The following is a 15,634-nucleotide window of genomic DNA, read 5'->3' as shown; positions in this document are numbered from 1 at the left end:
GAGTTCCCGCGTTCGCATCGGCAACCGGCTCCGGTTGTAGACCGCGTCGCTGAATGCCCCGATCGCACCGCCGAGTTCCGGTGACTTCAGGATCCAACCGGCGAGGTCGTTATCTGGGAATGTTCCGATTCGGCTCATGGCGAGATGGTACGCCCGAAGGGCCCAGTTGAAGCCGTTGTGTAGCAAGCTCGGACGGCTCATCCCAATCCGGCTGCGCGACGATCCGATGGGTGATCCGGTTCAGCGCGGCCTCGATCTGAGCTCGGTCCGGTCGGCCCTGGAAGTTCGGTGAGCGGGTGAGCTTGTCGATGACCCACCCCTGCAGCAGTGACGAGACGAAGTCGACTTCGCGGGCACCGGCCGGGGTGAGCCAGTACTGGTCGACGTCGCGTTGCGCGTAACCGTCGCGGACCAGGCGATCGAAGGTGGGTTCGAGGACTTCGTACGGAATCCCGAACTGTTCTGCGATATCGGTGATCCGGGCGATACCCAGTGCCCGCTGATAGCGGTTGATGCGCAGTAGCGCCCACAACTCGGCGACGTCGAGCCGGCAGTCGGGTCGCATGGCGATGCTGCGCAGCCGCACACCCGGTTCGCCACGCATCAGGCGCCCGATCGCCGTTTCCAGCATGTCCTCCGGTGTCTGCGTGGTCGGCATCGCGAACCCGTCGCCCATGTCGGCGGCGTTGTTGCCGATGTCCCGCAGCGGGACCTCACGCAGAAACAGCGCCAGCGTGAATCCGACCAGCGCGACCGGCACTGCCCACAGGAACACCTGGGTCAGCGACGCGGCGTAGGCGCCGACGATCGGTGCGGCAACCTCGTGCGGCAATCGGTGCAGTGCCTCCGGCGAATTCGCCGCGGCCGGGGACGCGCCGCTCGCCGCCAACGCCGGACCGATGCGGCTATGCAGGAAGTTCGTGAACAGCGAGCCGAAGATGGCCGCACCGAACGAGCTGCCGATCGTGCGGAAAAACGTCACCCCCGACGTCGCGACCCCGAGGTCTTCGAACCTCGACGTGTTCTGCACGATCAGGACCAGCACCTGCATGCACGATCCGATACCGGCGCCCAGGAGGAACAGGTAAACCGATTGCAGCAGGGCCGATGTGGCGGGGTCCATCCGGGACATCAGCAGAAAAGCGAGCGCCATCAACGCTGTTCCGGCGATCGGGAAGATCTTGTACCGGCCGGTGCGGCCGACCAGGACACCGCTGCCCATCGACGTCGAGAGCATCCCCGCGACCATCGGCAGGGTGCGCAGACCGGAGGTGGTCGCCGAGACACCATTGACGAACTGCATGTAGGTCGGAAGGAAGGTCAGCGCACCCAGCATCGCGAACCCGACCACGAACGACAGCACGCAGCAGACCGTGAAGACCGGGTTGGCGAACAGCCGGGTCGGCAGGATCGGTGCGAATTCCGGTCCAGACGATCGGTTTTCGACCCAGACGAAGACCCCCAGCGAAGCGGCGGACGCCGCGAACAGGCCGATGATGATTGGCGAGGACCACGGATAGGTAGTGCCACCCCAGCTGGTGGCCAGGGTCAGACCGGTCGCGCCCAGGCCGACGAACAGGATGCCGGCGTAGTCGATGACCGGCTTCGCCCGGGCAACCAGTGACGGGATCGCCGCAGCCGCAACAAAAAAGACGACGACCGACACCGGAACGTTGATCCAGAATGCCCATCGCCAGGTCAGGTGGTCGGTGAAGTATCCACCCAACAGCGGGCCGATTACCGTGGTCACTCCAAATACCGCGCCAAGCGCGCCTTGATAACGGCCGCGATCCCGTAGCGGAATGACTTCGCCGATCAGCGCGGTGGCCGTCACGGTGATCGCGCCGCCGCCGATGCCCTGCAGCGCGCGCGCGGCCACCAGCATGACCATCGACTGCGACAGTCCGCACAGCACCGACCCGAGGACGAAAAAAATCACCGCCGCCTGGAACACGGCCTTGCGGCCGAACAGGTCACCGAGCCTGCCGACCAGAGCGGTGATGATCGTCGAGGCGAGCAGATAGCTGGTGACGACCCACGACTGATGGCCTGCCCCACCAAGATCCGCGACGATCGTGGGGAGTGCGGTGGCGACGATGGTTTGATCCAGCGCCGCGAGCAGCATTCCCAGCACGATCGCCAGGAAGACGAAATTTCGGCGTTGCGGGCTGACCAATGCGCCGCTGGTGTCGGGGTCCGGCGTGGCCGTTGTCTGCGCTCTCGTCATACGCAGCAGCTATACCCTCTCAGTCGCCGGCTTGACCCGTCGTCGGCGGACGCGAGACACACTGGGCCGAGTACAGCTCTTCGCCGAGCTTGTCCATCAACTGCAGCTGCGTCTCTAGGTAGTCGACGTGGTTTTCCTCGTCGGCCACAATGCCTTCCAACAAGGTGGCGCTGGTCGAGTCCTGCTTTTCACGGCACATGATGATGCCGGGCTTGAGCCGGTTCAGCACGTCGTATTCGATCGCCAGGTCGGCTTCGAACTGTTCGCGCAGCGTCTGGCCGATGCGTAATGAGAACAGGCGTTGGTAGTTCGGCAGGCCGTCCAGCAGCAGGATGCGGTCGGTGATCGCCTCGGCGTGCCGCATCTCGTCGAACGATTCGGCGCGGGTGTGGCCGGCCAGTTCGGTGAAGCCCCAGTTCTCTTGCATCTTGGAGTGCAGAAAATACTGATTGATCGCGGTGAGTTCGCTGGTCAATTGTTCGTTCAGAAGGCGCAAAACATCAGGATCACCTTGCATGATCGCTCCTCGTTCTCCCCTGGCATGGTTGTCGACTCGCGGCGATCGACGGTGAGGTTGGGCTGGAACGCCACCGCCTGCCGAGAACAAACTTAGTCCAGTCGGCGACCGTCGGGGTGCTGATTTGGGCGGCGTGGGGCCATCAATTTCAGGAAAAGTGCTGGTCAGAGGCTATCCTAAGTAAGGATAGCCTTCGCGAAGCGAGTTAGGTTAGACTTGCCTACATGTCGGCTGTTCGGACTGTGTTCTGCGCGGAGCACCAGATCTCCGGGGCTCGCTGATGTACGTGTGCCTATGTGAAGGGGTCACCAGCCAGACCGTGTCCGACGCGGTCGCCGGTGGGGCCTCGACCTCTAAAGAGGTCGCGGCGGCATGCGGAGCAGGCCTTGACTGCGGACGGTGCCGGCGCACACTGCGGGCCATCATCGAGGCGTCCGCCCGGTTGCAGCCCACCGGTTCCTAACGATCAGTTGCCCCGCTTGGCGGTGAAGTCCGCCAGCGCCGCCGCGTTGGCCTGACCGCCCAAAAGCTTTGCGAAATGTGCATTTTCGCGTTCAGTCGCGGCCGCAATCTCGGGACGCGTGGGTTCGACGATGGATTGTTTGACGGCGATCAGGCTCGGAATTGGCCGGGCGGCAAGGATTTCGGCGTACCGGCGGGCCTCGGCGAGCAGCTCCCCGGGTTGGCACACCTTCCAGGCCATGCCCATCGCCAGCGCCTCGTGTGCGTCCACCCATTCCGAGGACAACAACAACCAGGCAGCGTTCTGCCGACCGATCAACTGTGGCAGCAGATACGACGATGCCGCCTCCGGTGCGACGCCCAAGCTGGTAAATGGGCACTTCAGCCGGGCCGTCGCGGACATGAATACCAGATCGGCGTATCCCAGGATGGTGGTGCCGATCCCGACGCCTACGCCATTCACCGCGCAGATCAAGGGTTTGGGAAACCGGGTCAGCGCATCGATCATCGTGGTGAAATGCGAGCCCTGATTGGCCATTTCGGGGTCGGTGATGCGCGCCTGCATCTCCTTGAGGTCGTTACCGGCGCTGAATGCGCGTCCGGCCCCGGTCAACAGCACGACGGCAACGTCGGGGTCTTCGGCGGCCAGCCGCAGTGCCTCGGCGGTGGTTTCGTAGAGCGCCTCATTGAACGCGTTGAGCGCATCGGGCCGGTTCAGGGTAAGCGTGCGTACCCGGTTCTGGTCGTCGACCTGGAGTATCACCAGTGGCTCCTCAACTCTGGAAGGGTGTCTTCAGCACGTAGCGACTGGTCGGCACGGTGTCGATGTTCTCGTTGGCTCCGAAAGCCGTTGTGCTGGCTACCATTCTGGCCAGCCTTTGCTGCAGGTCGGCGTCGTCGGCCGCGCCGAAGAACGCTTTCAGATCGGTAATCGCCTCGGCCGGAAACAGCTCTTCGACGATGCCCGCCAGCTGGGGCGCGTCCGGTGTCAGTGCACGCACCACCGCATTCTGGGTGTAACCGAAGGTGGACTGAGTTTCGATCGCCACTGGCGTGTGGTCGTGCTGCCAGCGCTGCCGCCAGGTCGCCGGGTCTAGTTCGGCCGGTCGGCGTAGCAGCGCGACATTCGCTAAACCTGTTGTACGACTGCCCAGTTCGAGCGGCGCCGGCAATGGAACAGACTCGGTGACCAGATAGGCTGCAAGGTGATCGCACTCAGCCGCCAGCAGTCGCAGGGCCTCGGCAACCTGGTCCCCGTAGCACTGTTGGGTCCACATGCTCACCACGGCCGCAGCGGGCGGGTCGAGGGTGGTCAGCGTCATCATGGAATGACTCACCGCTGCGTCGCGGACATTGACGGTCAGCCCGGCAACACCCAGCGCGAGGATCGCCTGACCGACGGACCCTCGCTGCCGCTCGCACCAATCTTCGTCACGATCGGCCGCCAGGAGTACCGCCACTACCTTTTCCATAACCGAAACCTATTCCGCGCGATCCCGCGCCCAGCGCGGTTGGATGAATACGCCTTCGGCCTCGACGGTAATTCCCTCATCGTCGGCGAGATGGCCGACCGCGTACGTCTTCACTCCGTCGGTGTGGGTGATGGAGGCCTCGGCGTGCAACCGGCCCAGCCGGGTCGCCCGCACGTAGCGGAAGCTGATTGTCCCGGTCAGACGTGGATTGATGCCGTCGCTTGCGGCTTCGCCCAGCAGATGATCGAGCACCAGTGCGGCCACACCGCCGTGCACATGGCCGGGCGGCCCCTCATAGGCGGCGCCCAAATGGAAATCGCACACCGATGTGCCGGGCGCGTCGCGACGGATGTCGACTGGCGGCGCGATCGGATTGCGCAGTCCGATCACCGCGTTGCCCCAGGCCATCCGCTCGCCGCTGGCGAGATAACGCACACCGAAGCTCCCGTCGGTCTGCCTTTGACGCAAACGCCGGGTGGCCGAGTCGATCTCGGCCTTGGCCGCTGCGACCGCATCGGCGTCCATCTCGGTTCTGACCGTCGCGTCGATCAACTGCCGGACGGACTCGGCCAACGGCCCGTAGACCGCCCGCAGCCGTTCGACCTCCTCGGAGCTGATGTTCTCCAGCGTGAAGTCCAGCATGAGGCGAAACTAGAACACGTTCACATCGGACTGTGTGGTGGGGTGCCTGTCGCTACCGCACCGGCCGTACTTGCTGGTCTTCCGCGAGCAGTTCGCCGATCAACCCGGCAAGTTGGCGGTACGGCCCTTCGCGCCCGCTGGACGACCGGAACACCAGCCCAATCCGGCGTCCGGGGCGAGGTGTGGCGAAGTAGGCCAGCTGCAAGCGGCTGCGGGCGGATTCGACGGGTACCGCACTCTGCGGGATCAACGTCACGCCCAGCCCGCCGGTCACACATTGCACGGCTGTGGCCAGCGAGGCCGCCCGGGTGTTGGCGAGTTCGGCGCGCACACCCGCCTTGCGGCAGACGTCGAGCGCCTGGTCGCGCAGGCAGTGGCCCTCGTCGAGAAGCAGCAGCGGCAGCTCGGCCAGTGCGGTCGGCGGCACGCGTCGCTTGCCGGCCAGCGGATGCCCCGGCGGCAGAGCGAGCACGAAATCTTCGTCGTAGATCGGGATTTCAGCAATACCGCTGGCCTCGGCCGGCAAGGCGATCAGCGCCGCGTCCATCGAGCCCTCGCGCAGCCCGGTCAGCAGCCGTTCGGTCTGGTCTTCGATCACCCGCAAGCTCAGGCCGGGCAGCCGATCAGCCAGGCCGGCGAGCAGCGTGGGCAGGACGTAGGGCGCCACCGTCGGGATCAGACCCAACCGGACGGTGCCCCGCAGCGGATCGGCTGACCCCGCAGCCGCTGCGGCGAACGCCGTAGCGGCCTCGATCACGGCCTGAGCCTGCGGCAGCAGAGCCCGGCCCTCCTCCGTCAGGAAAACGCGTCGGGTGGAGCGCTCAACCAGCTGGACTCCCAGGCCGCTCTCCAGTGCCGACAGGGCTTGTGAGAGTGTCGACTGGCTGACACCGAGAGTTGTTGCAGCACTGCCGAAATGCTGCTTCTCAGCGACAGCGACAAAGGCTCGAAGGCCAGCGATCGTCGGCTGATAACTCTTATCGGTCATACTTATCAGTATAGTGGGAAAGATCACCTTTTATTCAAAGTGTGGTTCAGGCAGGATGGTGTCAGCGGAATTCTTGACTGGATCCAATTTGAGTGGAGGAGCGACATGGCATTGCTGACTATCGGTGACCAATTCCCGGCCTACCGGCTGACGGCGTTGATCGGTGGCGACCTCTCCAAGGTCGACGCGCAACAGCCCGAGGACTACTTCACGACGATCTCCAGCGGCGACTTCGAGGGCAAATGGCGGGTGGTGTTCTTCTGGCCGAAAGACTTCACCTTCGTGTGCCCGACCGAAATTGCCGCCTTCGGCAAGCTGAACGACGAGTTCATCGACCGCGACACGCAGGTGCTCGGCGTCTCGGTGGATAGCGAGTTCGTCCACTTCCAGTGGCGCGCCCAGCACGAGGACCTGAAAAAGCTGCCGTTCCCTATGCTTTCGGACCTCAAGCGTGAATTGGTCGAAGCCACCGGGGCTCTCAACGCCGACGGGGTGGCCGACCGCGTCACGTTCATCGTCGACCCGAACAACGAAATCCAATTCGTGTCGGTGACCGCCGGTTCGGTGGGCCGCAACGTGGATGAGGTGCTTCGGGTGCTCGACGCCCTGCAGTCCGACGAACTGTGCGCGTGCAACTGGCGCAAGGGTGACCCCACGCTGGACGCCGGCGAACTGCTCAAGGCATCGGCCTGATCGGAGGATCTGATGAGCCGCGTCACCGACGATGCAGTCGGGGCACCTCCCGCTTGCGGGGGACGAAGAGATGAGAAGGAGGGACGCATATGAGCATCGAAAACCTGAAGGACGCGCTGCCCGATTACGCCAAGGACCTCAAGCTCAACCTCGGTTCGATCAGCCGCAGCACCGTGCTGAACGAAGAGCAGCTGTGGGGCACGTTGCTGGCCAGCGCCGCGGCGACGCGGAATACCCAGGTGCTGGCAGAGATTGGCGCCGAGGCGGCCGATGAGTTGTCCGCTGAGGCCTACCAGGCCGCGCTGGGCGCCGCGTCGATCATGGGAATGAACAACGTGTTCTACCGTGGCCGCGGCTTTCTGGACGGCAAATACGACGACCTCCGTCCGGGGTTGCGGATGAACATAATCGGGAACCCGGGTGCGGACAAGGCCAACTTTGAGCTGTGGTCCTTTGCGGTGTCGTCGATCAACGGCTGTGGACACTGCGTGACCGCCCACGAGCACACCTTGCGCGAGGCCGGCGTCGAGCGCGAAGCGATCCTGGAGGCGTTGAAGGTGGCGGCCATCGTCACCGGGGTCGCGCAGGCGATCACCACCGCACAAACGTTGGCCGCGACCGGCTAACTGGCGTCCGTAGACTTCGGCCTTATGGTCGTCAGTCACACCGATCTGCAACGCTCACGGCGCTGCGTCGAGCTTGCCCGCACCGCCCTGGAAGCCGGACACGGACCTTTCGGTGCGGTGCTTGTCTGCGCCGACGACCAGACCTTGTACGAGGACCACAACCGCGTCACTGACAACGATCAAACGCGGCACGCCGAAGTGGGCTTGATTCGGTGGGCAGTCACGAATCTAGCTCCGGTGCATCGTATTCGAGCCACCGTGTACACGTCGTGCGAGCACTGTCCGATGTGCGCGGCCGCGCATGCGTGGTCGGGGCTGGGACGCATCGTGTACGCGACGTCGAACGCTCAACTAACCGACTGGCTCACCGAGTGGCGCGCGCCGGCACCGCCGGTCGCCATGCTGCCGGTCAGCGTGGTCACCCCCCGGGCGGTGGTCGACGGACCGGCGCCCGAACTTCAGCAGGACATGAAGGCGCTCTACGAAGCCAGGTACCGGCGATGACCACACCCGCCTGGGTTGAGCATGCGATCTGGTGGCACGTCTACCCGCTGGGATTCGCGGGTGCGTTTCCGGCGACGGTTTCACCGCATCCCGATGAGCACCGGTTGCGACGCATACCCGAATGGTTCGACCACGCCATCGCTCTGGGTGCATCGGGAATCGCACTCGGGCCGATCTTCGCCTCAACCACTCACGGCTACGACACCAGCGACCATTACCGGATCGATCCGCGACTCGGTGACGACGACGATTTCGACTACCTCATCGCAGAGGCGCGGCGGCGCGGCTTGCGGGTGCTGCTCGACGGGGTGTTCAACCACGTCGGTGCTGGTTTTCCGCGTTACCGCGAGGCCATCCGCGACGACGACGCGGCCGCACGCTGGTTCCGTGGGCGGCCGGGCGGATTCCATACCTTCGAGGGCCATGACGGCCTGTTCACGTTGAACCACGACAACCCCGAGGTCGTCGATTACGTCGCCGACGTGATGGCGCATTGGTTGGACCGCGGGGCTGACGGCTGGCGGCTGGACGCTGCTTACGCTGTCCCGCAACAATTCTGGGCTGCGGTTCTGCCCAAGGCACGCCAGCGGCACCCGGACGCATGGTTCGTTGCAGAGTTGATCCACGGCGACTACGCCGCGGTGGTCCGTGCGGCCGGATTCGACTCGGCCACCCAATACGAGCTGTGGAAGGCAATCTGGAGCGGGCTCAACGACGACAATTTTTTCGAACTAGATCACGCAATGCAACGCCATACCGGTTTCGTTGAAAGCTTCGCGCCGCTGACCTTCATCGGCAATCACGACGTCACCCGGATCGCCAGCCAACTGCAGCGTCCCGAACACCTGGCTCATGCGCTGGTGATCCTGATGACCGTGGGGGGCGTCCCCAGCATCTACGCCGGCGACGAGTTCGGTTACTTCGGCGTCAAGGAGGAGCGATTCGGCGGCGACGACGCGGTACGGCCCGAATTCGGCTCTCCCCCAGCGCAACTGGATGCCCGCGGAAGTGACGTGTGGTCGTTGCATCAATACCTCATCGGGTTACGCCGACGACACCCGTGGCTGCACGGCGCGTCGACCTCGGCGCTTCGGTTGGACAACCGGCACTACGTGTATCAGACCCGCCAAGGAGATCAGGCATTAGTCGTCGCGCTCAACATCGACGAGACCCCGTTGCAGGTGCGGCTGGATTCCGGCCCTGCCGAGGTGATCGCGGGCAGCGGGGCGCCACCACAAGAAGTCGTCGATGAGGTGTCCGTCGAGCCGCACGGCTGGCGGATCTTGCGGCCGTCCTAAGTCAGGCGCTGCAGGGTCATTGGATCCTCGTTGCCGTCGTAGTAGCGGGCCAGCAACTCGACGAAATCCTCGTTGTCGGATGTCGCGCGGGCGAACAACGTCATCGATGACCGCACCTTCATGTCGTCGGGCGACCCGAAGATCGCGCCAATCGAGCGGTTCTGCACGGCGTTGACCAACTGCGTGCATTCGTGCAGCCGCGGCCCCAGCACTTCGTGGCGAAGGTAGGCCCGCGCCTCGTCAAGCGACGAGATCGCATATTTGGCCGCGGTGGGGCTACTGCCCAGGCCGGTGATCTGCGGGAAGACAAACCAGATCCAGTGGCTGCGTTTCCGACCGGCTCGTAGCTCGTCGAGGACCTGCACATATACGCGCGCCTGCGCGTCGACGAAACGCTGCAGGTCGAACGGGTCGCTTGCCGATTCCATATGACCTACGGTGGCACAGTGGTCAAACGGCGACTGCCGAAGGTGCGCGACCTCGCGCCGTTGATCCGCTTCCGTAAGCCCCGGTTCGACCGCGCCCAGCGGCGGCTCGATGACGCACAGACCATTGACGATCTGCGCCGCCTGGCCAAGCGCCGGACACCACGGGCAGCCTTCGATTACACCGACGGCGCGGCCGAGGACGAGATCTCACTGCAGCGTGCGCGACAAGCCTTTCGCGACATCGAATTTCACCCGACGATCCTGCGCGACGTCAGCAATGCCCGCACCGATTGGCAGGTGCTCGGTCAGTCGGTGGCGTTGCCGTTCGCCATCGCGCCGACCGGCTTCAGCCGGCTGATGCACACCGACGGCGAGCTCGCCGGCGCCCGCGTTGCCGCGACGGCCGGCATCCCGTTTTCGCTGTCGACATTGGGGACGGCGTCGATTGAGGACGTCGCGGCCGCTGCTCCGCAGGGCCGCAAGTGGTTTCAGCTGTACATGTGGCGCGATCGGGACCGTTCGATGGCTTTAGTGCGCCGGGCCGCCGAGGCCGGTTTCGACACCCTGCTGGCCACCGTCGATGTTCCCGTTTCAGGCGCGCGACTGCGCGATCTCCGCAACGGTATGTCCATTCCGACGGCGTTGACCCTTCGTACAGCTTTCGATGCGGCGCTGCGACCGCGCTGGTGGTTCGACTTGATGACCACCGAGCCGCTGTCGTTCGCGTCGCTGGATCGCTGGTCGGGAACCGTCGGCCAGTACCTGGACACAATGTTCGACCCCAGCCTGACCTTCGACGACCTGGCGTGGATCAAGTCGCAATGGCCCGGCAAGCTCGTCGTCAAGGGCATCCAGACCCTCGACGACGCACGCGCCGTGGTGGATCTCGGGGTCGACGGCATCGTCTTGTCCAATCATGGCGGCCGCCAACTCGATCGGGCGCCGGTACCTTTTCACTTGTTGCCCGTCGTCGCGCGTGAGCTGGGTGCCCACACCGAAATCCTGGTGGACACCGGCATCATGTCCGGCGCCGACATCGTCGCGGCGGTGGCGCTGGGCGCGCGCAGCACGCTGATCGGCCGGGCCTATCTGTATGGCTTGATGGCCGGCGGTGAAGCCGGAGTGCGCCGGGCCGTCGACATTCTGTCCACTCAGTTGATTCGCACCATGAAACTGCTTGGTGTCAGCTGCCTTGAGGAGCTGTCACCCAAGCATGTGACGCAGCTTCGACGGCTGGCGCCGCTGCCTTCTTTTGGTTCCGGACAGCGCTAGCTCACCCTTGGGTGACCTCGAGGAGCTTGCCCGTCAGGTCGTAGTGGACCATCTTCGATGCCCGTGGGCCCTTGATGTCGATTTGAATCCCCGGCTGGTCCTGATTTGCCATCGCTTTCTTGACCATCACAAATTCGACGGTGCCGTTCTCGACGGTTGAGTCCCCGGGCGCAGCTGCCATTGTTTGCGCCAGCACAGCCGGTTTGACCGTATCGGCCTTGAAAGCGCTCGCCTCTACAGCGCCCGGCGCGTTGCTACTGACGTCGACCGGCGCCACCTGGACAGACTCACCCTGGTAGGTGTAGTTATCGACGTTCTCCCGCTTGTGCGGATCGATTGCCTTGACGCTCAGAAATATCTCGTTGACGAGGACCTCGACGTAGTCGGCCGGATCGGCGCCGATCTTGCCGTTAATTGAGGCGAACGCCTGGGTCATTTTGTCCACCGTCCACTGGGAGATATTCCTGGATTCGGACACCGCGGACTTGGCCGATGACATCGCCGACTGGATTTGGCCCAGCTTCGAACAGCCTGACAACGTCAACAACACTGCGACAGCAAGCCCGACAGCGATCAGGCGGCGAAATATAGACATAGTCGTGTCCTTCCCGCTTATGCGGTTCACAACGCGATGTGAACCGTTGAGTGTACGGAACGGACGGTTCGCAGATACCTACTTTCGCGCCAGCCGCCGCACTTCTAGGCGCAGGCCGGCAACTGAGCTTCGAGCGGATTCGGGCTGATGTCGCGGACCTTGTCGTCGTCCAGTCCGGCGAGATGCCGCCACGAGGTGATCGCGTGGCCGGCGAATTCCGTTATCCGACTTGCCTTGCCGACAAGGCCGGACGCCAACGCGTGCGCGTTCAACGCGTGAGCGACCACCCGATCCAACGAGGAGGCCAGGTCGCCATCCACGAACCTGGTCGACTCGAAAGCGGCTCGCACAGCGCGACTTCCGGAGCCACTGAGCGTCGCGGCCACTTCAAGTGCTGCCCGCGCAGCGGCATCCCAGTCGGCGACCGGCGGCATCTCCCCCGCCGCCGCGGCGCGGTGCAGTTCGGCAATGTCCAGGATCGCTTTGTGGGCTGTGATTTTGGCGTAGTGCAGGACTCCCCACTCCGAGTCGGTCAGTAACGCGGCCACCCACGCGTGGACAACGGTCTCGGGGACGTCCGCGGTTCCCACGGTCAGCCAAGCGAGGTCCAGTACAACGACACTGCCCTCGGGTGACAGGTAGCCATCCGGTCCAGCGAGCGAGTCGTTACTGGACTGGACGAGCAGGCTCAGCGGCCGGGCCGAGCAGCTGGGAAAGTCGGTGACCTGCGAGTCGCCGTTGATGTAGGAGATCACGTTCATCGCGCATCCTTTGCCGGAACCCGGCTGGTGCGATCCTCGGGCCAATCTCAGCGGGTGGGTGATGCGGTAGAGGTCCATTTTGGCTGAGTCCTTTCGCCTTTCGCTACCAAATAGATCGGCTGGTTACTCAGTTGGACGGCGGGGGCGCGCTTTGCGTTCGCGGAGTCTCTCTCGTTGTAACCGGTTTATATAGTTACACCTTGCGTCTGACAGTGAAACCTGTCAAGGTGGTTACCTGTGACATACGTCTATGTCAGTGGCCGTCGATGCCTTGACTTCGTCGGCACCATGAAGCACCGAAACAGCGCCCGCGAGGAGCTGCTGACCCAGCCCGAACTGCTGTCGGACTGGGCAGTTGAGGCCGGGCTGTTGGATACCGCCTTTGCTGTCACCGACCACGATCTGGTGGCCGCGATCGAGGTGCGCGAAGCCATCTATCGGACCGTCATCGCCCGGCTCGAGGGCCACCGGCCCCAGGTCGCCGACGTCGAACTGCTCAACGAGCGGGCCTGCCAACCTCAGCTGACGCCGCGATTGCTGCGAACCGGCGCTACCCGCCGCGAAGGCACCGCATCGCAACTTATGGCCAGCCTGGCCGCGGATCTGGTCGACCTGCTGGCCGGAGCCGACATGGAGAACGTCAAGCGTTGTGTGCACCCGGACTGCACCCGTCTTTACCTGGATGCGTCCCGAGCCAAGAACCGACACTGGTGCGGGATGGGCACCTGCGGCAACCGCGCGAAAGTCCAGGCCTTCCGGGCTCGTCAGCGCGCCTGCTCCGGTTAGCAGCCAGTTCCCGTCGGGAACAAACTGGATCCGATACAGGTTGAGCGCATCAAGCTTAACTTTGGAGGAATGATGGCTGAAGCCAAATCAGTGCCGGTGCTGTTCGTCAGCGACCCGATCGTGCTGCCCGGCATGGTGGTGCCGATCGCGCTGGACGACGCTGCTCGCACCGCCGTCGACGCTGCACGTGCCACCGAATCGGGCACGTTGCTGATCGCGCCGCGGCTGGACGACCGTTACCCGTCCTATGGCGTGCTCGCGACGATCGTGCAGGTCGGCCGGATACCCGGCGGTGGCACCGCGGCAGTCGTGCGTGGTGAGCGACGGGCCCACATCGGCGCCGGTGCCAGCGGGCCAGGCGCCGCGCTGTGGGTCGAGGTGACCGAAGTCGCCGATTCCGAGCCGAGCGACGAGACCCGCACGCTCGCAGGCGAATACAAGAAGTTGCTGCTGGCGATGCTGCAGCGCCGCGAGGCCTGGGAGCTCGTCGACGTCGTCAACAAGCTGACCGATCCATCGGCCTTGGCCGACATGGCCGGCTATGCGTCCTACCTCACAGATGTGCAGAAGCGGCAGCTGCTGGAGACCGAAAACGTCGCCGAGCGACTGACGGCGTTGATCGACTGGACCGGTGACCACCTGGCTGAAGTCGAGGTCAACGACAAGATCGCCGAAGACGTGCGCGAAGGCATGGAAAAGCAGCAGAAAGAATTCCTGCTGCGCCAGCAGCTCAACGCGATCCGCAAGGAGCTGGGCGAGGGTGAGCCGGAGGGATCCGACGACTATCGCGCCCGCGTTGAGGCGGCCGACCTGCCGGACAAGGTTCGCGAGGCGGCGCTGCGCGAGGTCGGCAAGCTGGAACGCTCCAGCGATCAAAGCCCCGAAGGCGGTTGGATCCGCACCTGGCTGGACACCGTGCTCGACCTGCCGTGGAATACCCGCACCCAGGACTCCACCGACCTCAAGGCCGCCCGCGAAATCCTGGACGCCGATCACCACGGGCTGGACGACGTCAAGGACCGCATCGTGGAGTACCTGGCGGTGCGAGCCCGGCGTGCCCAACGCGGCCTGCAGGTCGTCGGCGGCCGCGGCTCCGGCGCTGTGATGGTGCTGGCCGGCCCTCCTGGTGTCGGTAAGACGTCGCTGGGCGAGAGCGTCGCGCGCGCGCTGGGGCGCAAGTTCGTCCGCGTCGCGCTCGGCGGTGTGCGCGACGAGGCCGAGATCCGTGGCCACCGTCGCACCTACGTCGGTGCGCTGCCGGGCCGGATCGTTCGTGCCATCGGTGAAGCCGCGTCGATGAATCCCGTTGTGCTGCTTGATGAGATCGACAAGGTCGGCTCGGACTTCCGCGGCGACCCGAGTGCGGCGCTGCTGGAGGTCCTCGACCCCGCGCAGAACCACACCTTCCGGGATCATTACCTGGACCTCGATCTGGACCTGTCCGATGTGGTCTTCCTGGCTACCGCCAACGTCATTGAGAACATCCCGTCGGCGCTGCTGGACCGGATGGAGCTGGTGCAGATCGACGGCTACACCGAGGACGACAAGGTCGCGATCGCGCGTGACTTCTTGTTGCCGCGCCAGCGCGACCGTGCCGGCTTGACCGACGACGAGGTGAGCGTGACCGAGGCGGCGCTGCGCAAGATCGCCGCCGACTACACCCGCGAACCCGGCATGCGGCAGTTCGAACGGCTGCTGGCCAAGGCTTTGCGCAAAGTCACCACCAAGATCGCTCAGGATCAGGTGACGATCGACGAGCCTGATCTGGTGGATTACCTGGGCCGGCCGCGCTTCACTCCCGAGTCGGCCGAACGCACGGCGGTACCGGGGGTGGCGACCGGCCTGGCGGTGACCGGGCTGGGTGGCGACGTGCTCTACATCGAAGCTGGCGCCAACGACGGTGAACCGGGTCTGCAGCTGACCGGTCAGCTCGGTGACGTGATGAAGGAGTCGGCGCAGATCGCGCTGTCCTACGTCCGTTCGCACGCCGCGGAGTTGGGCGTCGACCCCGCCACGCTGAACCGGCGCATCCACGTGCACGTGCCCGCGGGCGCCGTTCCCAAGGACGGTCCCTCGGCCGGTGTGACGATGGTGACCGCGCTGGTGTCGATGGCTACCGGACGACAGGTCCGCGCCGATGTCGGGATGACCGGCGAGGTGACGCTGAACGGCCGGGTGTTGCCGATCGGCGGCGTGAAGCAGAAGCTGCTCGCCGCGCAGCGGGCCGGGCTCTCCACGGTGTTCATCCCGCAGCGCAACGAGCCAGACCTGGACGACGTGCCCGCCGAGGTGCTCGAGGCATTGGACGTCAAACCGATGACCGATGTCGCCGCGATCGTCGCGCAGGCACTGGAGCCCGCAAC

Annotated in this window: 17 protein-coding genes and 1 pseudogene; 8 read left to right on the top strand and 10 right to left on the bottom strand. The window is 64.7% G+C overall.

Annotation, left to right across the window (positions count from 1 at the left end; all coding sequences use genetic code 11):
• The 3 genes and pseudogenes from WAO18_RS05605 to bfr form a co-directional block, all read right to left on the bottom strand.
• Positions 1–138: pseudogene (locus WAO18_RS05605) on the bottom strand (carboxymuconolactone decarboxylase family protein); the annotation flags it as partial.
• Positions 110–2,227: an MDR family MFS transporter gene (locus WAO18_RS05600; protein WP_422204569.1), complete on the bottom strand. Its 2,118-nt coding sequence runs from the start codon at positions 2,225–2,227 to the stop codon at positions 110–112. The gene WAO18_RS05600 and the pseudogene WAO18_RS05605, both read right to left, overlap by 29 nt.
• Positions 2,228–2,246: 19 nt before the next feature.
• Positions 2,247–2,744, bottom strand: coding sequence for a bacterioferritin (gene bfr / locus WAO18_RS05595; protein ID WP_422204567.1), 498 nt, complete (start codon positions 2,742–2,744; stop codon positions 2,247–2,249).
• A gap of 280 nt (positions 2,745–3,024) precedes the next feature.
• Between bfr and WAO18_RS05590 the strand changes: the two genes are divergently transcribed.
• Positions 3,025–3,207, top strand: a complete 183-nt coding sequence (locus WAO18_RS05590) for a (2Fe-2S)-binding protein (protein ID WP_422204565.1) — start codon at positions 3,025–3,027, stop codon at positions 3,205–3,207.
• Positions 3,208–3,210: 3 nt separating this feature from the next.
• Here WAO18_RS05590 and WAO18_RS05585 read toward each other — a convergent pair whose 3' ends face one another.
• The 4 genes from WAO18_RS05585 to WAO18_RS05570 are packed head-to-tail and all read right to left on the bottom strand — an operon-like array spanning position 3,211 to position 6,308.
• Positions 3,211–3,969, bottom strand: coding sequence for an enoyl-CoA hydratase/isomerase family protein (locus tag WAO18_RS05585; protein WP_422204563.1), 759 nt, complete (start codon positions 3,967–3,969; stop codon positions 3,211–3,213).
• 10 nt (positions 3,970–3,979) lie between these two features.
• The gene (locus WAO18_RS05580; protein WP_422204561.1) at positions 3,980–4,678 is read right to left on the bottom strand and encodes an EthD domain-containing protein; all 699 of its coding nucleotides are present in this window, start codon (positions 4,676–4,678) and stop codon (positions 3,980–3,982) included.
• A 9-nt stretch (positions 4,679–4,687) separates the two neighbouring features.
• Entirely contained in the window at positions 4,688–5,320 is a 633-nt protein-coding gene (locus WAO18_RS05575) for a PaaI family thioesterase (protein ID WP_422204559.1), read from the bottom strand.
• Positions 5,321–5,372: 52 nt separating this feature from the next.
• The gene (locus WAO18_RS05570) at positions 5,373–6,308 is read right to left on the bottom strand and encodes a hydrogen peroxide-inducible genes activator (protein ID WP_422204557.1); all 936 of its coding nucleotides are present in this window, start codon (positions 6,306–6,308) and stop codon (positions 5,373–5,375) included.
• A 105-nt stretch (positions 6,309–6,413) separates the two neighbouring features.
• Between WAO18_RS05570 and WAO18_RS05565 the strand changes: the two genes are divergently transcribed.
• The 4 genes from WAO18_RS05565 (at position 6,414) to WAO18_RS05550 (ending at position 9,429) form a co-directional block, all read left to right on the top strand.
• Positions 6,414–7,001, top strand: coding sequence for a peroxiredoxin (locus WAO18_RS05565; protein WP_422204555.1), 588 nt, complete (start codon positions 6,414–6,416; stop codon positions 6,999–7,001).
• 89 nt (positions 7,002–7,090) lie between these two features.
• Positions 7,091–7,627: an alkyl hydroperoxide reductase gene (locus tag WAO18_RS05560; protein WP_422204553.1), complete on the top strand. Its 537-nt coding sequence runs from the start codon at positions 7,091–7,093 to the stop codon at positions 7,625–7,627.
• A 24-nt stretch (positions 7,628–7,651) separates the two neighbouring features.
• Positions 7,652–8,131: a nucleoside deaminase gene (locus WAO18_RS05555; RefSeq protein ID WP_422204551.1), complete on the top strand. Its 480-nt coding sequence runs from the start codon at positions 7,652–7,654 to the stop codon at positions 8,129–8,131.
• Positions 8,128–9,429: an alpha-amylase family protein gene (locus WAO18_RS05550; RefSeq protein ID WP_422204550.1), complete on the top strand. Its 1,302-nt coding sequence runs from the start codon at positions 8,128–8,130 to the stop codon at positions 9,427–9,429. Before WAO18_RS05555 ends, WAO18_RS05550 begins: the two co-directional genes overlap by 4 nt.
• On the opposite strand, the gene WAO18_RS05545 is transcribed toward WAO18_RS05550, so the two are convergent.
• Entirely contained in the window at positions 9,426–9,857 is a 432-nt protein-coding gene (locus WAO18_RS05545) for a DUF1810 domain-containing protein (protein WP_422204548.1), read from the bottom strand. The two genes, WAO18_RS05550 and WAO18_RS05545, sit on opposite strands and share 4 nt — an antisense overlap.
• An 18-nt stretch (positions 9,858–9,875) precedes the next feature.
• Here WAO18_RS05545 and WAO18_RS05540 point away from each other — a divergent pair, with 18 nt between their 5' ends.
• On the top strand, positions 9,876–11,129 hold the full coding sequence (locus WAO18_RS05540) for an alpha-hydroxy acid oxidase (RefSeq protein ID WP_422204546.1): 1,254 nt from the start codon (positions 9,876–9,878) through the stop codon (positions 11,127–11,129).
• Position 11,130: 1 nt separating this feature from the next.
• On the opposite strand, the gene WAO18_RS05535 is transcribed toward WAO18_RS05540, so the two are convergent.
• Complete coding sequence (locus WAO18_RS05535) at positions 11,131–11,565, bottom strand: hypothetical protein (RefSeq protein ID WP_422204544.1); 435 nt, start codon at positions 11,563–11,565, stop codon at positions 11,131–11,133.
• A 263-nt stretch (positions 11,566–11,828) separates the two neighbouring features.
• Positions 11,829–12,485, bottom strand: a complete 657-nt coding sequence (locus tag WAO18_RS05530; protein ID WP_422204542.1) for a hypothetical protein — start codon at positions 12,483–12,485, stop codon at positions 11,829–11,831.
• Between the two features lie 237 nt (positions 12,486–12,722).
• On the opposite strand from WAO18_RS05530, the gene WAO18_RS05525 reads away from it, so the two are divergent.
• Positions 12,723–13,271 carry a CGNR zinc finger domain-containing protein gene (locus tag WAO18_RS05525; RefSeq protein ID WP_422204540.1) on the top strand — a complete coding sequence of 183 codons (549 nt, stop codon included), beginning with the start codon at positions 12,723–12,725 and terminating at the stop codon, positions 13,269–13,271.
• A 72-nt stretch (positions 13,272–13,343) separates the two neighbouring features.
• A partial coding sequence (gene lon, locus WAO18_RS05520) for an endopeptidase La (protein ID WP_422204538.1) occupies positions 13,344–15,634 on the top strand: 2,291 nt, incomplete at its 3' end.

The organism is Mycobacterium sp. (genome assembly GCF_049278535.1).
Lineage (GTDB): Bacteria > Actinomycetota > Actinomycetes > Mycobacteriales > Mycobacteriaceae > Mycobacterium.
The sequence above is the reverse complement of the archived record's forward strand: the minus strand, read 5'-3'. Positions and strand labels throughout refer to the sequence as shown.

Coding starts and splice junctions, on each gene's coding strand:
- WAO18_RS05530 (WP_422204542.1), bottom strand. CDS start 12,485: ATGAACGTGATCTCCTACATCAACGGCGACTCGCAGGTCACCGACTTT.
- WAO18_RS05550 (WP_422204550.1), top strand. CDS start 8,128: ATGACCACACCCGCCTGGGTTGAGCATGCGATCTGGTGGCACGTCTAC.
- WAO18_RS05570 (WP_422204557.1), bottom strand. CDS start 6,308: ATGACCGATAAGAGTTATCAGCCGACGATCGCTGGCCTTCGAGCCTTT.
- WAO18_RS05565 (WP_422204555.1), top strand. CDS start 6,414: ATGGCATTGCTGACTATCGGTGACCAATTCCCGGCCTACCGGCTGACG.
- WAO18_RS05580 (WP_422204561.1), bottom strand. CDS start 4,678: ATGGAAAAGGTAGTGGCGGTACTCCTGGCGGCCGATCGTGACGAAGAT.
- WAO18_RS05600 (WP_422204569.1), bottom strand. CDS start 2,227: ATGACGAGAGCGCAGACAACGGCCACGCCGGACCCCGACACCAGCGGC.
- WAO18_RS05575 (WP_422204559.1), bottom strand. CDS start 5,320: ATGCTGGACTTCACGCTGGAGAACATCAGCTCCGAGGAGGTCGAACGG.
- WAO18_RS05555 (WP_422204551.1), top strand. CDS start 7,652: ATGGTCGTCAGTCACACCGATCTGCAACGCTCACGGCGCTGCGTCGAG.
- WAO18_RS05545 (WP_422204548.1), bottom strand. CDS start 9,857: ATGGAATCGGCAAGCGACCCGTTCGACCTGCAGCGTTTCGTCGACGCG.
- WAO18_RS05560 (WP_422204553.1), top strand. CDS start 7,091: ATGAGCATCGAAAACCTGAAGGACGCGCTGCCCGATTACGCCAAGGAC.
- bfr (WP_422204567.1), bottom strand. CDS start 2,744: ATGCAAGGTGATCCTGATGTTTTGCGCCTTCTGAACGAACAATTGACC.
- WAO18_RS05535 (WP_422204544.1), bottom strand. CDS start 11,565: ATGACCCAGGCGTTCGCCTCAATTAACGGCAAGATCGGCGCCGATCCG.
- WAO18_RS05590 (WP_422204565.1), top strand. CDS start 3,025: ATGTACGTGTGCCTATGTGAAGGGGTCACCAGCCAGACCGTGTCCGAC.